Origin of the sequence: Mycolicibacterium novocastrense, from assembly GCF_001570485.1 — a bacterium.
Lineage (GTDB): Bacteria > Actinomycetota > Actinomycetes > Mycobacteriales > Mycobacteriaceae > Mycobacterium > Mycobacterium novocastrense.
In genome coordinates, this window is sequence record NZ_BCTA01000105.1 from 73,625 (window position 1) to 87,861 (window position 14,237).

General features: G+C 66.9%; 11 protein-coding genes and 1 pseudogene. All 12 read right to left on the reverse strand.

Features of this window, described 5'->3' with window-relative positions:
• Positions 1–7 precede the first annotated feature (7 nt).
• Complete coding sequence (gene mycP, locus RMCN_RS30565; RefSeq protein ID WP_005148561.1) at positions 8–1,429, reverse strand: type VII secretion-associated serine protease mycosin; 1,422 nt, start codon at positions 1,427–1,429, stop codon at positions 8–10.
• Positions 1,429–2,961, reverse strand: a complete 1,533-nt coding sequence (gene eccD / locus RMCN_RS30570; RefSeq protein ID WP_067396991.1) for a type VII secretion integral membrane protein EccD — start codon at positions 2,959–2,961, stop codon at positions 1,429–1,431. Before eccD ends, mycP begins: the two co-directional genes overlap by 1 nt.
• Entirely contained in the window at positions 2,958–4,388 is a 1,431-nt protein-coding gene (locus tag RMCN_RS30575; protein ID WP_263987607.1) for a MinD/ParA family ATP-binding protein, read from the reverse strand. Before RMCN_RS30575 ends, eccD begins: the two co-directional genes overlap by 4 nt.
• A 161-nt stretch (positions 4,389–4,549) precedes the next feature.
• Positions 4,550–5,431 (reverse strand): ESX secretion-associated protein EspG, encoded by an 882-nt coding sequence (locus RMCN_RS30580; RefSeq protein ID WP_006246322.1) that lies wholly within the window; start codon positions 5,429–5,431, stop codon positions 4,550–4,552.
• A 127-nt stretch (positions 5,432–5,558) separates the two neighbouring features.
• Entirely contained in the window at positions 5,559–5,846 is a 288-nt protein-coding gene (locus RMCN_RS30585; protein WP_005148557.1) for a hypothetical protein, read from the reverse strand.
• Positions 5,847–5,885: 39 nt separating this feature from the next.
• Positions 5,886–6,191 carry a hypothetical protein gene (locus RMCN_RS30590; protein ID WP_006246323.1) on the reverse strand — a complete coding sequence of 102 codons (306 nt, stop codon included), beginning with the start codon at positions 6,189–6,191 and terminating at the stop codon, positions 5,886–5,888.
• Positions 6,192–6,281: 90 nt separating this feature from the next.
• Complete coding sequence (locus RMCN_RS30595; protein ID WP_067396967.1) at positions 6,282–7,505, reverse strand: PPE domain-containing protein; 1,224 nt, start codon at positions 7,503–7,505, stop codon at positions 6,282–6,284.
• A 15-nt stretch (positions 7,506–7,520) separates the two neighbouring features.
• On the reverse strand, positions 7,521–7,832 hold the full coding sequence (locus RMCN_RS30600) for a PE domain-containing protein (RefSeq protein ID WP_006246325.1): 312 nt from the start codon (positions 7,830–7,832) through the stop codon (positions 7,521–7,523).
• 155 nt (positions 7,833–7,987) lie between these two features.
• Positions 7,988–10,984: a type VII secretion protein EccCb gene (eccCb, locus tag RMCN_RS30605; RefSeq protein ID WP_006246326.1), complete on the reverse strand. Its 2,997-nt coding sequence runs from the start codon at positions 10,982–10,984 to the stop codon at positions 7,988–7,990.
• A gap of 2 nt (positions 10,985–10,986) precedes the next feature.
• On the reverse strand, positions 10,987–12,138 hold the full coding sequence (locus tag RMCN_RS30610) for a hypothetical protein (protein WP_005148552.1): 1,152 nt from the start codon (positions 12,136–12,138) through the stop codon (positions 10,987–10,989).
• Positions 12,135–13,679, reverse strand: coding sequence for a type VII secretion protein EccB (gene eccB, locus RMCN_RS30615; protein ID WP_006246327.1), 1,545 nt, complete (start codon positions 13,677–13,679; stop codon positions 12,135–12,137). The genes RMCN_RS30610 and eccB overlap by 4 nt, the downstream gene beginning before the upstream one ends.
• 3 nt (positions 13,680–13,682) lie before the next feature.
• A pseudogene (locus RMCN_RS30620) lies at positions 13,683–14,237 on the reverse strand (hypothetical protein); the annotation flags it as partial.

Genomic DNA, 14,237 nt, shown 5'->3' on the forward strand with positions numbered 1-14,237 from the left:
TCGCCCCCTACTGTCCTCGTCGCGATTTCGACATCGACGTCACCAGCAGCACCACACCCAGCGCCAGCAGCAGCGTGGTGGTTCCCGCCACTGCCATGATCATCGGCCGATGATCCGGCGGGGGTGGGGGCGCCGGAGGTCCCAGCGGTCGTGTCAGGTTCTCCCGAGGTGGTGGGATTTCGGGGACGTCGAAGTTCAGCGCCGCCAGCGGGTCGATCACCCCGTAGCCGACCCTGTTGTCCACCACCGAGGCCGGGGAGTGGGCGGTCTGCTTGATCCGGTTGATCACCTGTGCGGCAGGCAGATCGGGATACTTGGCGCGGATTAGCGCCGCCAGTCCCGACACATACGCCGTAGCAAAGCTTGTGCCGCTCATCGGCTTCAACTCCGAGGTCTGCGGATCGACGGTGGCGTTGATGATGCCCCCGGCAGGGTTGACGCCCTCCACGAACAGACCCGGAGCGCCCACCCCGACCCACGGCCCGGCCAGGCTGATGTCGGCGCCCTCCTGGGTCTGCGCGGGCTGCCCCCGGTCATCGGTCGCACTCACCGACAGCACATAGTTGGAGAACCACGACGGCGTACTGATCGTCACCACCCCACCCCAGTTACGCGGATCATCAACATTGGTGGCGTCGATGTTCGGGTTCTGGGAACACCCTGTGCCCATGGGCATTCCGGCGCTGGCGGCATTGGCGTTCCCGGCCGCAGCCACCAGCACGACATCCTTTTCCATCACCGCATATCGCACCGCGGCACCGAGGGTGGTCTGGTCAACCGGCTTGGTCACCGGCACACAGGACACGATCGACATGTTGATCACCCGCGCACCGGAGTTGGCGGCGTGCACGATCGCGCGGGCCAGCGTGCTCACCGTGCCCGCTCGTGCGTCATCATCGTTGCCCCCGCGTTCGCGCACGAACATGCCCGAGGACTGGCGGATCGAGATGATCTCGGCCTCCGGGGCGACCCCGACCAGGCCGTCGCCCTCGGCCGGGCTGGCGCCGATGATGCTGGCGACCACGCTGCCGTGGGTGTCGCAGTCCGACAGCCCGTCGCCGGCCATCACGTAGTCCCCGCCGCCGCGCAGGTGGGGCAGACGCGGAGAGGGCCACACGCCCGTGTCGATCACCGCGACCGTCACGCCGGCGCCACGCCCGGCAGACTCCCACAGCTCTGGCAGATTCATGAACGTCTGCGCTGCCGGCGGCACGGCCACGTCGGTGCCCGGCATCAGCGCGTTTCCAGGGCATTCGTAGCGTTGCTTCATCGGCTCGTCCGGGCCGGGTTCGCCATCGGCGGGAACAGCGGTCGGATCGATCGCCGGAGGTGTGATCGCCGCGGCGGTACCCGACGGCCACATCAGTGCCAGCACCGCGGCCATTGCCGCGACCGCCAGACGACGCCCGATCCCCACGAAGGCGGTCATCACATGTTCCTTGCCAGGGCCAGCAGGTTCAGCAGCCATACCGCGACCGGCGGGACCGCCACGATCAGCAGGTACTCACACCATTCCACGATCTTGCGGAACACCGGGGAGAACACCTTCGCCGGGACGACGGCCGCGGCCCCCATTCCCGCGATGCCCAGCCCAATGATCACCGCCGCTGCCGCGTAGGCAGCCACCGGGGTAGGCCAGGTCAGCGCGTACTTCACGGTCGTGACCATGACCATCAGCACCGAAGCAGCCACCACGGTGATCGCTTGGCTCCGAGCGGCGAACGCCCTGCCGCGCAACAGAAGTACTGCGGCCAGCAGCCCGATGAACACCGTCGCCAGCCACCAGCGCCCCTGCCCCGGTTCCACCACGAACGCCGACGCGCCCACGAAGAAGATCGCCACCGCGACCAGCAACGCACCCAAGTAGACGTTGGCCGCCTCGGCGCCCCGGCGCAGGTCCTCCACACTGGGCGTGCCCTGGTGCTCGGCGGCCACCAGCGCCTCCTTGGCGATGGCGTCGGCGTTATCGAAGGTGTCCTTGCCGGTGATGGTGGGAAACGGCGGCACCGGGATACCGGCCATGCGGGCGGCGATCTTCGGCGCCCCGGTCAACACGAACAGCGCCAGCACCATCACCACTACCGACAGGTTCTGCAATGTCGCCCCGGTCAGCGCATGGACGACAGCCAGCGCCGCCAGTCCGGTGCCGACGATGACAACGGTGGCCACCAGACCGCGAGGGGCTGGACTCAGCCTCCACAACAGCGCCGCCAAAACCACCGCCACCATCACCGCGAAGGTGATGTGCCAGGGTCCGACGATTCCCGGCGCAGCCATGAACGCCGCCGCCGGGCAGGCGATCAACGCCCCCGGAAGCCATAACGCGTTGGCGGTCACCGTATCTCGCTGCTGCCTCCACACCAGCGCCCCAGCGATGATCAGCAGCAGCCCCAGCCCCGCCGCGGCGGCGGTCGGGATCAGATCCCACTCATCGCCTGCACTGCGGTTGCGCGACCACGCCAGCATCAGCAGCCCCGTCGTCACCGCCACCGCCACCGCCACGATGATCCCGGCCACCAGCCGGGCCGTGGCAGCGGTCACCACAGGGGTCCGGGACTTGTTCAGCACACCCACCGCCGACGACGGTGACTCGATCACCGGGGTGAACTCAACGTCGGCGTCGATCACCTCCAGCACCAGCAGATCGCCGTCGACCACCCCCTGCTGGGCCAGTGTCTGCGTCCGGTTCAGCGGCCGTCCGTCGATGTGGGTCAGGTTCACCAGCCCGGGGCTGACCATGCCGTTCTCGTCGGGGCTGCGCAGCCCCTCCTCACCGCCGTCGTCGGCGGTCTGCAACCGGCGCACCAGGGAGTCGACTACCGCCGCCACCGATGAGCTGGCCGGAAGCGTCACGTCGTGCTGGCGGCCTGCGAACAGCACCGCCACATTGACCTGCTCGGCCAGGCGGACCTGACGCGCCGGGACCGCCCCCTGCGCGCCCCTCTCCGTCGCTGTCGTCATCGCCACCCCTCACCTTGCTCGGGCCACTGCGTCCGATACCCAGGGTCCTTGTCTGCGGCCTTGACGAAGCCGTCGGCTACCGACGCGGCAGCCTCGATGAACGCTCGCCTCGTCGCTGGTGCCAGACGGTTGAAATCAATGGCGGTGGCATCGCTGAGGTGCGGGTCGTAGGGGATGTCGTGTACCGCGCGCACCACCCGTTCGAACCCTTCATGCAGATTGCGGACCGCCTTCGTCGGCGTGATCTTGTTGATGTTGCTGATCACCATCACCGCCTCCCGTACCAGGCCCGGATAGCCGTGGGAGATCAGCCAATTCAATGTCTGCTGGGCGGCCTCGGCGCCGTCGTAGCGGGTCGTCGAGGCCACCACCACCGCATCGGCCATCGACAACACCGCCGCGGTGATGTCGTCGCGCATCTGATTGCCGCAGTCCAGCAGCACCACCGGATAGACCCGCGCCATCCGCTGCCAGGCCATGACCAACTCACGACCGGTCAGCACCGCATCGCCAGGATCACCGGCGAGCGCCTCCAGCCCTGACGAGGTGTCGATGCCCAGATGGTGCCGAAAATCGCTGTAGGAGTGAAGATTCGGATCAGTCAGCAGCGTGCGCCACGTGCCCGTGCTCGGTTCGTTGATCCGCTTGGCCAGATTGCCCGACGCCGGGTTGGCGTCCATGGCCGCCACCTTGTCACTGCGGTACTTGGCCAGCGCCGCACCGATGCCCAACGTGGTCGTGGTCTTGGAGACCCCACCCTTTTGCTGCAGTACCGCAATGACGTACGTGCCGCGAAGGTTTACCTTCAGCCGCCGATGCAGGTCATTCCACTCACGCTCACCGGCGCCCGGCCCCAGATTGATCCGCGTGGTCTTGTACAACCGCTTGCGCCAACCCGATTCCGCCGACGGCTTGTAGGGCCGGACCAGGTCGGCTTGTCGCACCTGAGCCTGCATCGGCCCCACCGATTCCCCACCCCGGGCAGGCCAGGCCGGAGGCTGGGGCGGTCGCGGCGCCCACCCAGCTGGGGGCCGCGGTGCGCCCGCCGGGGGTGGTGGCTGATCTGTGCCCGACGGTGGATACCCGCCAGAGTGACCCGGCGGTGCAGGAACCCCGCCCGGTTCGCCCGGCGCGCCTAGTGAGTGCCGACCCGCACCCGGAGGGGCGGGTGCAGGATTCGGCGGCGCAGCAGGGGGATAGTCCACGGGTGGCCGCGCCGGCGGTGGTGCTTGTGGTGGCGGCGCCAGCGCGTACGGGTCGGCCACCGGCATCCGGGGATCGGTGTGCGCGTCACTGGGCTCAACTCCGTTGTGGGGATGGCCGACCGTGCCGGTCGGCTCCGGCGGCACCGCAGCAGGGTCCGGCGCGCCGGGCTCCCCCGCCTGCTCCGGCTTGAGGTACTGGCTGTAGAAGTCTTGTTCGCTCACAGTGACTCGATCCTGTTGCGCCTCACGGGCCTGCCTCCTAGCACTGCCTCAGTATTGCACATAACAGACATATTCAGACAGTACGTAAACACAATTTTTGTTTGATTTTGGTGGTTGGGTGAACGGGGGTGCTCTGCCCACTCTGCGCTGCTGTGACGTCCCTACCGCCGATGAGGGGTCCCGTCGTTCCACTCGCGGATGCCGACCATCCCCAGCACCGCCGACACCGACGACTTGATCGCCGCCGTGGTGCCCGGCGTGATCAGCGTCCACCACGAACCGTTGTCACTGCGGATCGGCCCCGTCAGCACCCGCCCCAGCGCCGTGTCGGTCACGGTGGCCGCGGTCCTGCTCACCTCGATTCGACCCGCCTCGTCGGGAGTCATCGCGGTCATCGACAGCTCCATGATCGGGTGGTCGGCGGCCATGGTGACCACCCGGTACTGGTCGCTGTCCATCCCCAGACTGCTGAACACTGTCGCCGCGCTGTGCTCGCCCCTGGCCACCTGCCCCAGCGCTTCGAGCAGATTCGCCGTCGGCACCGACACCGCGTCGAACTGTGCGGGCTGCACCTGCGGCCCACACACCGGAAGCAGTCGGTCAACCAGACTTGACACCGTCGCCGAATGACCCAGGTACTCCACCGTCAGATCATCCTCATGTTGTATCGCCGACACGGTGACCTCACCGCGGCGGGCGATGGCCAGCCGAAGATGCTGCCCGCCGCGACGAATCATGGCCGCCAACACCACATCTGGAGCGCCCAGGCTCTCCATCCACAGGCGCACCTGCGGGTGCACCTGATCGCCGAACACCAGCCCCTTCTCGCGCAGCACCTCCACACCGGGATGCCCCCACGGACGCTCGGCCGGATCGCCGGTGTCGGTGAAGGGGCGAGTCACCAGCACCGCCGGCATCCGCTCCACCCCGCACAGCGCCTGCAGCAGCCACAGCGCCTCTCGGGTCACCTCCATGGAGGTGACCGGCTGAGGTCCGGTCGCCGTCGGCGCCGGCCGATTCACGAATGTCGGTCGCCCCGCCACCGTTGGACTCCTTTGTTGCTCAATTGGCCACCACCTGTTCGCCCACGACAACGGCCCGGCCTGCCTTGGGTGCAGGGCCGGGCCGTGTCATGCTCAGAGCTTTCCTGGCGCACGCGCCACGCGAGCCCTAAGCGCCGTACTGCGCCTTGATAGCCGCGTCCTTCTGGACCACCCCGTCCAGGCCCATCCCCAGCGCCGCCTTCGCCGAGTTGAGCTTCTCGCGCAGCCCCTCAACGTAGGTCAGCACCCGGGTGTAGTCCTCCTGGAATCCCTCACCGCCGCCACCTCTGAAGTGTGTCTCGGTGCGGACCTTCATCGACATGGCGTCGCTGTGCACTTCGGCCGTCAGAACCTCGCAGGCACCGATCATTTCCGTGCATTCCTGGATGATCGGCACGTTGTACTGAATCGTCATCTTCTGCTCGCTTTCTCAGTTCTCAGTTGGTCTCGGTGATCACACCGACATGGAGTCGATGGCGCTGAGATAGGTCGCCGCGTCATCGTCGCCGGTGGTCAGATGCGCCGCGGAGGTGTTCATCTTGTCGGCGTGGTCGGCCTGCATCGTGGCCTGCTGGGTGCCGTAGGACTGCAGGTCCTCCCCGGCACGCTGCAACGCCACCTGTCCCTTGCCCTGCATGCCTGTGGCCGCGTGCTGCAGCATTGAGCCGAGCTGCTGGACCATCGACTGCAGCCGGTCCTCTTTCTCCGACATCGCCGAAGAGTCGCCATGCATGGCTTCGATGTCGCCATAGATGTCCATTCGTGATTCCTTCCCTGGATTTGTTTGCCCCCCAGCCGGATCGCCGGTGTGGGATTACTGCCTACGCGTTGGCGGTTGCCCGCGCACCTGTCAGACCGGCGCCTCCTTGCCTCCAGGTTCACTGGCCCGCGTCAGGCCCCCTCCCCCGGTGATCACCGGCATGGCCTCAGATGACCGGAACAGATCGGCCGCCGAGACCAGCACCTGGCCTGGTTCGGTCTGTTCCTTCTTTTCGTCGGTGTTGTTCTGTGCCCCCGCCGCTGCACCGTGGGCCAAGGGCGCCATCGCCCCGCCCATGCCGCCACCCGCTGAGGCCGGAACCGTGGTGGTTTGAGGCCGCATTTCGCTGAACCGTGAGGTGGTCTCGCCGGTGGCTGGGGCCGCGCTGACCGCCGACGCCCAGGAGCCGGGACTGCGCAGCGCCGAAGCCGCCGAGACCGTGCCCGCCCCGCCGAAACCACCCGCGCCGCCGCCGGCCAGCGACGCGTTGACCGCGCCCCCGGCCAGGGGGGTCGCCGTCACCCAGTCCGAGGTGGCGGCGCCATCGAGCGCCGCTTCCGGACTCAGGTTCGCCGCTGAGGCCAGCGATCCCATCTGACCGAGGAACTGCTGCGGCACTTCGGTCAGGCTCTTGAGCGGGCCACCGCTTCCCACCGACTGCATCAACGACATCGGCATCTGCCCGATCGCGGGCAGCATGCCGGTCAACTGCTGGAAGAAGCTGTCCATCGGGGCCTCAGCAGAGCCCTGATCCAGCCCCGGTGCTCCCGAGCCGGAAGCGCCAGCGGTCGACGGCGGTGGCGGTGGCACCGGGGGCACCGTGTGCAGCGGCACCGACCCCGTTTCATAGGCGTACTTGTTGGTCACGCCCTGCATCCACATGCGGCCGTAGTCGATGCGGTTGGCGATGATCAGCGGTGTCAGGAACCCGAAGGCGTTGGCGTTGTTCAACGCCACATGCTCGGACTGATTCGTCGCCACCTCGCCGGGGTGAGGAGTGGCGAACTTCGATGTCTCAAACGACGCTGCAGTGGCGTCGATCGCCATCCCGGCCTCAGCGACCATCGCGCCCGCCGTGGCCAGCCACCCTAGATGAGGGGTGTGCGCCAGGCGGGCGATCTCCCCACTGAGCGACGGCCAACTGGCCGCCATCGCAGCCTCGGTCGAGACGTGCCCGCCCAGCATGCCGATGATCGCCGCAGCCAACGCCTTGAGGTTGGCCGCCGAGGCGAAGAATGACCCCGCCCCAGGGCCCAGCCAGAACTGCGCCGAGGTCGCCTCGGGCGGTTCGGCCTGGTAAGCCCCGGGTGGCATGACTCCTGCAGCTCCTTAGATCACCGCGTTGATCACCGCACCCGCCGCCTCGTCAGCGACGGTGGTGACCACGCTCGCAGCGCCGTTAGCCAGGCCATACAGCGACTGCTGGCCCGCTGCCGCCGCCAGGACCGCGGCGATATCAGCCGAGATAGAGCCGATCTTGGCGACATTGGCCGCCGAGATCTCATCCAGCCCAGGCGGCACAACCGCGGCTGCGGCTGCGGCCTGAGCGGTGTGACCAGCGGCCTCGGCCGACAGCGCAGCGGTCGCCGCCGCAGCCGCCGCGACCCCGCCGGGTTCCATGAAAACTGACAGTGCCGACATGAATGTGCTCCTTACTGCTTCCCGTAGATGCAACCTAACACATTGTTAGGCACTTCGTACACACTTCATACACACGCACCGGTCCTGTTCCGGGACCAACTGTCGTGTGTTTGCTCCGTTACTCCACCACGACGTGCTGACGTTGTCACTACAGTTCACCACGAATCAGCCGACTGCTCATGCGGAGATTTCCCGGCCGGCGGCAGCGCCACCTGCATGAGCTGGCGTCCCAGCTTGCGATACACCAGTTCACCTCGCCCTGGTGCCCGTGGAGCTGCACGTACCCCGTCCACAATGACGCCGTCGGAGCGGGTGCCGTCGAGGATGAGCACCCCCGCCCCGGCGCGATCCAACGCGGTCACCACCTTGTTGTGGGCGCTCGTCGCCTGCCATCCGGTGCCGTTGAGGCTCGCCAGCACATGCACCCCCATTTGCCGGCCGCGTTCGATCACCGGCTCCAAAGCCGGCATCAACCGCGATGACATCGACGAGCCCGGTGCGTTGAACAGGTGCAGATCATCGATCACGATGAAGAACCGCGGACCGCTGAACCGCCACTGCGCACGCTCATGGGCCGTGGCGCTCTCCGGTGGCCGACGTTCGCTGGTGAACCTCTTGGCTAGATGCGCCGCGATCGCGCTGACGTCCACCGACGGGTTGTCGATGTGTACCGCCAGATACTCCGGTTCGATGTAGGCAGCCAGCTTCAGGTCCGGGTCGAACGCCACGATCTGGGCTTGTGCCGGGGAGAACGTGTCCTGAATGGCGCTGACCAGCGTGCGTATCACTGTCGTGCGGCCCGACCCGCTGCTGCCCACCACGTAGAAGTTGGTGGCCGCGGTCAGATCCACACCCACGGTGTCGAGGGCGACCTCGCCCACCCCCAGCTTGAGGGTGCCCGCAGGAACCGGCCCCAGCTCATCCCAGTGCAGCTCGGTGGGCAGTTCAGGCAGCGGGGGCGCCGCGCCCACTCCCCGCCGCTGCCAGGACTGCGCGATCAGCTGACACGTCGCCTCCACCGAGGACTGGTCATACGTCACCGCGCCGTGGGCGCCCGTCACCGCCGCAGTGGCCACCGGAGCGCCCATCAGGAAGTGCATGCCGCCGCGCTTGAGCCCACGGCCCGGCTGGTCCGGGACGGTCTTGGCGCGTTCCCGATCCCCCATCTCCGATTCGCGGTAATCGGCCATCCGCAGCTCGATGCGGGTACCGAACTTGCTGTTGAGGTTGTAGGGCAGGCTGACCCACTGGTCGTTGCTGACCACGAGGTGGATGCCGTAATTCAGCGCCGACGACGACCCCAGTTCCGTGATCCGGGTGTAGAGCTCCTGGTCCCTGATCTTCAACGCCGCCATGTTGTCGACGAACAGGAACACATCGCCATAGCCGTCCTCGGGCACCTCACCGGGCTTGCCGGCGAACTTGCGGGCGCGGAACTCCGTCAGGTCGATCCCGGCCAACTCCCAGTTGCGCACCCGGCTGGCCAGCAGGCGCTCGACCTCGCTGAGGATTCGGATGAGCCGCTCCTCGTTGCCCTGCCCGGCGACCCCGCTGACATGGGGCAGAACCGACATGTTCTGCAACTTGCCGCCACCGAGGTCGATGCAGTAGAACTGCACCCGCTGCGGGCTGTGTGACACCGCGAGATTTGTCATGATCGACTGCAGCGCAGTAGATTTCCCGCTCTGCGTGGCGCCGATGATGGCCGCATTGCCCATGCTTCCCGACAGATCGAGGCTCAGCAGCTTCTGACTGTGGTCGAACGGGTCATCTTCACGGGCATAGGGAATCGTCAGACCCGAGTCGGTGCTGACATCGAGCCAGTCGCGCCCCCAGAACTCCTGCGCCACCTCATCGACGGCCACCACCGGAGTCTCATCCAGCGGCGGCAAGTACAGCTTGTGCATAGCACGGCAGGTGCGGCCCGCCTCGGCCAGACGCTGCACCAACACCGACACCACTGTGTCGGCGTCCACACTCATCTGCTCGATCGAAATCTCATCGGCCAGATCGTCGTCGTCCTCCTCCTGGCCGACCTCGATGTCCAACGGCAGCGGCGCCACCGCGGCACCGAAACGGCGCGGATCGATGTACTGGCCCTCCTGGCGGCGCCGCTGCTGGCGGCCCGCCACAGGAGCGGTGAACGGCGCCGAGACGTAATAGGACCGAAACAAGGTGTGTTCGTCGTCGAAGACCAGGAACCCTGTGCCCTGCGGGGCGCCCTTGAGGTCCTCGTAGGCTCGCGTGGAGCCAATCGCCTGCCGCGACTGGCTGGCATCCTTGACCTTCAACCCGATCGAGTACGTCTGCTGGGCAATCATGCCGGCCATGCGACCGGACTCCACGCGCTGTGAGGCATTGAGGATGTGCATCCACAGGCCGCGTCCCTTTCGGGCCACCACGTCAAAGGTCTCGGCCAGCCGAGGCCGAATCCGCAACAGCTCGCTGAACTCGTCGAGCACGATGAACAACGTCCCCAACGGCTCCAAATCCGGGCGGGTCGTGGCCCGCGCCCGCTCATAGTCGCGGACGTCCTTGTACCCCGAGGCTTTCAGGATCGCCTCGCGCCGCCCGGTCTCGCCGTTGATCATGTCCTCGAAACGATCCAGCCGCGCCGCAGACTCAGCCAGGTTCGACACCACACCCTGACAGTGCGGAATGTCGGCCAGCTTCATCATCGCCGTCTCACCCTTGAAATCGCCCAGAATCATCTGCAGCACCTCCGGCGGGTGCAGCATCGCCATCGCCAAGCAAAACGACACCAGAGTTTCGGACTTACCCGAACCGATCTGACCGGTCAGCATGCCGTGCGGACCCATCCCGCCCTCGGCGCCCTCCTTGAGGTCCAACCACACCGTCTTACCGGTGGCCGGATTCTTACCCACCGGGGCACGCAGACGCGTAGTGGTGGTCAGTTGCGACCACAGCGTGCTCGGATCCCACACCCGGGCATCCTCGATCTGGAACAGGTCAAGGAAATCCTGGCCCGCCCGCGCGTCGGCAGCCCGCTCGGCCACAAACCGGGTCGCCGCATCCTGCGGCTCCCACGCTGCCACCGCGCGGGCCAAAACCTCAGCCTCCACCAGCGGCATCACGTCCGGCGTCGCCGCGAAGGCAAGCCCCTCCTCAGCCAAAGGCGAAACCCGCACCATGTCTAGACAACCTCCCTGGCCCGCAACAGATTTCCCACCGCATCGAACTTCATCGCCGTCGCCGACGTCGCCAGCGACGAAAAGTAGTCGTTGGTGGCCTCCACCACCGCCACCCCGGCGTAGCCGGTAGTGCCCAACAACGGTGAACAGTTCGCGCCGGGCATGTCCACCACAATCACCCAATGGTCCTCCGCGCGGGGCTGTCCCTCCATCGGTGGTGACCACGCTGGCCGACTTGTCCACTGGTCCCCGAAGCGCTCCATGAACTCCCCCACATCGTTGTAGATCATCCGCACCGGCCCACAGGCGTCGACCAGCTCAGGATCAGCGACATGGGGCCACCACTTCGCCCACTCCCACGCCTGCGGGTCGTCGCTGATGATCGCCAGCCGCACCACGTCGGGACCATGGAACACACACAACTGGCACACCAGCGCCCGCAATGTCCCCTGCAGCAGCGCGCGCTGGGCCTCATCGGCGAAGAACGCCCACCCCATCTGGTCGAACAGGTGCAGTGGCCGTGCCACGTCGTGCACCACGTTTTGCGCCAACAGGAAATCGCGCGCCGCGATAGCCGTCGAAGTCTCCCGGTACTCCGGGGGCGGCACCTTCTGCGGCGGGTTGATGATCGTGCGCAACCGGGTCACCCCCAGCCCCAGCCGCACATGCCCGAAATTGCGGTCAGTGGGTCGACGCTCCCACATTCGGCCCGTGCCGACCATGGTCAGCAGCGAACCGTTGCAGGGATTGGGATGGTGATAGGCGATCTCGGCGGCCTGCTCCTGAGCGCCGACGGTCACGTCCTCGCGCAGTTCATCCAGACTGCGCATGTAGTCCAGCCTGGTCTGGGCCAGCGCCGCAGGCTTGGTTTTCTCGTTGGTGCCCCCGCCACGGTTGCGCAGCATCATCAACATCGACACCAACATGATCGGCATGATGAACATGCCGCCCAGGCCGATCGAGCGGGCGCCGGTTCGGATCATGATCACCAGCAACACGATCACCGCGACGACGAAGATCAGCACCCACACCCACACGGGGGGCCGCTGCTGCGGCGGCCGCGTAATCTCGCCGATCTCGGGCATCGTGGCGGTGCGTTCCGGCAGGATCGGCGCCGCCGGCTTCTCCTTGTCGTAACCCTTCTTCGTCGTCATCGTGTGCCTTTCTCGTTCATCGGCGCGGCCGCCGGGTTGGCGCCCAAGGTGTCGTGCTCGACCATCGCCGACTGCCGCGACAACGCCGGGCCGGCCGGAAGCCAACGCACCACCGCCCACGGCGCCGGGGTCGGCGTCACCTCCGACAATCCCAGTGCGCGCAGCGGATCATGTTGTCTGTCAGAGGTTTCGATGCCGAAGCGCACACCGCTGTGGCCGATCCACCACACCGACTCGCTACGCCCGGAATCAGGTTCGACACCGGTCACCTGGACAAAGTTCGCGCTGCCCGGCCCTAGATACACCTCGTCGGCTGACTGCTGGCCCGCCTGCGCCGACACCATCCTGATGACCCGCGACTCCTCGCCTTGGGCGATCGGCAGACGCCGACCCGACACCGTGGTCACGGTCGCCTGCGGTGCACCCGAATCCTTGCGCCACATCACGCAGGTGACCGGTTCGGCGGCCTTGTCCAGCAGCTTCACCGGCCCGTTGGGATAGGCCGACACGTCGAAGCCGACGGCCTGCGGAGCGGCCGCAACCATCGGAGCCTCCACGTCGAGCACCCGACCCTGCCGAGACACATTGGCGTTGTGCAGCATCAGCGCCACCGTCTCCGGAATCATCTGCAGCCCTGCCGGCAGTGCCACAAAGAACTGGTCGTCGCCGGCAGCACTGCGCGACTTGACCACCGACCCCGACACCACCGCCAGCCCAGGCCCGGCATACCCGACCGGGCCTCCCGGGGAGGGCACGTCGGGCACCCGCAGCGGTGCGGTCGGAATCAACGCCTCATACAGTGCCCGCGACATCGGAGTGGGCCGAAGATTGCCCGCCTGCAGCCCCAGCGCCAGCATCACCGGCTTGTCGGCCAGATCGAGCTGCGAGCGGTGCCCATCGGTGACCAAAAAGACGCTACCGCCGTAGGTCATCAACACCGCATCCGGTGAGGCCATCTCGTGCGCCCAATCCCCCAACTCGGACTGTCCGGTCAGCGCGGTCACCCGAGGAGTCGCCAAAGTGCCCGCAGTGCCGGCCTTATCGCACAACCCCCACCCGGTGTCGGCGGGAGTACGCGCAGTCAAATCATTCGGAGCCCCGACGATGCCGACGGCCGGACCGATCGGCCGCTCCTCGATCTGCGCCATTGGCACCAGCGTCGGGGAAGCGTCCTGGCCGAGGATCAGCCGGGCAGACGCCAGATTCAACACCGGGTGCATCGTGTTGTTGACATCAACGAACAGTGCCCCACTGCCGCGGTCAGCCACCAGCTTGGAATTACCGATCTGCCCCACCGGCTTCAGCCACGACAGCACAAAGCACACCCCGAGTGCCAGTGCCGCGATGACCACCCCGACTGTGGCCGCCGCCCCGTAATTCTTCGACGGATCATGCACCAGTCGCACCGAATGGCGAGCGACCGCCACCGCCATGCGGTGCCACAGAAACCGCCACGCCGCAACCTGTTCCAAAGAGGCGTAGGTCAATCCGGTCCCGCCGCGGCGCCGCTCGGCCCGATGGGTGCGCTTCGGTTCCTGCATACTTCAGTACCCCCCGCCCAATGACGCCACATGAACGTGGTCGTAGTGATTCTGTGTGGCGTTGCCCTGATCGTCCATCCTCGAGGAGCTACCGTCCGGTTGGATCATCTGCTGTCGCCAGATGATGTGGTCCAGGCCCAGCGGCTTTTGGTTGCGGATCAAGAAGTTGACCACCCGATCACCCAAGGCACGCCCCTCGGCGGTGTCCCAGTTCGGGATCATCACATCCAGCGCCAGCCCGTCGGGGTGCCATTTCAGCGCGTCTTGCCGCCAACCGCCGATTTCCTCGATCTCCGGGAACGCGTTCGAGATCGCCCGGTTCATCAACTTCGTGTACTGCTGCAGACCGCGCTCGCTGGCCTTCCCGGGCCCGCTGGTGTCCAGACCAGGAATTGCCGCCGAAGCCAGCTTCGCGGCGGGGCTGCCGTTGCTGCCGGTCAGTTTGGCCGCTTGGGTGAAAGGGGCGGTCAGCCCGCTCAACCCGGAGAGCGGTGCACCGAAACCGGGCATCCCACCGCCACCCATCGGCATTCCGCCGCTCATCGGCATGGCGCCCAA

Bases quoted from the DNA above. Each gene is read 5' to 3' on its own strand.
- RMCN_RS30590 (WP_006246323.1), bottom strand. From the start codon at position 6,191: ATGGACATCTATGGCGACATCGAAGCCATGCATGGCGACTCTTCGGCG.
- RMCN_RS30610 (WP_005148552.1), bottom strand. From the start codon at position 12,138: ATGACGACGAAGAAGGGTTACGACAAGGAGAAGCCGGCGGCGCCGATC.
- mycP (WP_005148561.1), bottom strand. From the start codon at position 1,429: ATGACCGCCTTCGTGGGGATCGGGCGTCGTCTGGCGGTCGCGGCAATG.
- eccB (WP_006246327.1), bottom strand. From the start codon at position 13,679: ATGCAGGAACCGAAGCGCACCCATCGGGCCGAGCGGCGCCGCGGCGGG.
- eccD (WP_067396991.1), bottom strand. From the start codon at position 2,961: ATGACGACAGCGACGGAGAGGGGCGCGCAGGGGGCGGTCCCGGCGCGT.
- RMCN_RS30585 (WP_005148557.1), bottom strand. From the start codon at position 5,846: ATGACGATTCAGTACAACGTGCCGATCATCCAGGAATGCACGGAAATG.
- RMCN_RS30600 (WP_006246325.1), bottom strand. From the start codon at position 7,832: ATGTCGGCACTGTCAGTTTTCATGGAACCCGGCGGGGTCGCGGCGGCT.
- RMCN_RS30595 (WP_067396967.1), bottom strand. From the start codon at position 7,505: ATGCCACCCGGGGCTTACCAGGCCGAACCGCCCGAGGCGACCTCGGCG.
- eccCb (WP_006246326.1), bottom strand. From the start codon at position 10,984: ATGGTGCGGGTTTCGCCTTTGGCTGAGGAGGGGCTTGCCTTCGCGGCG.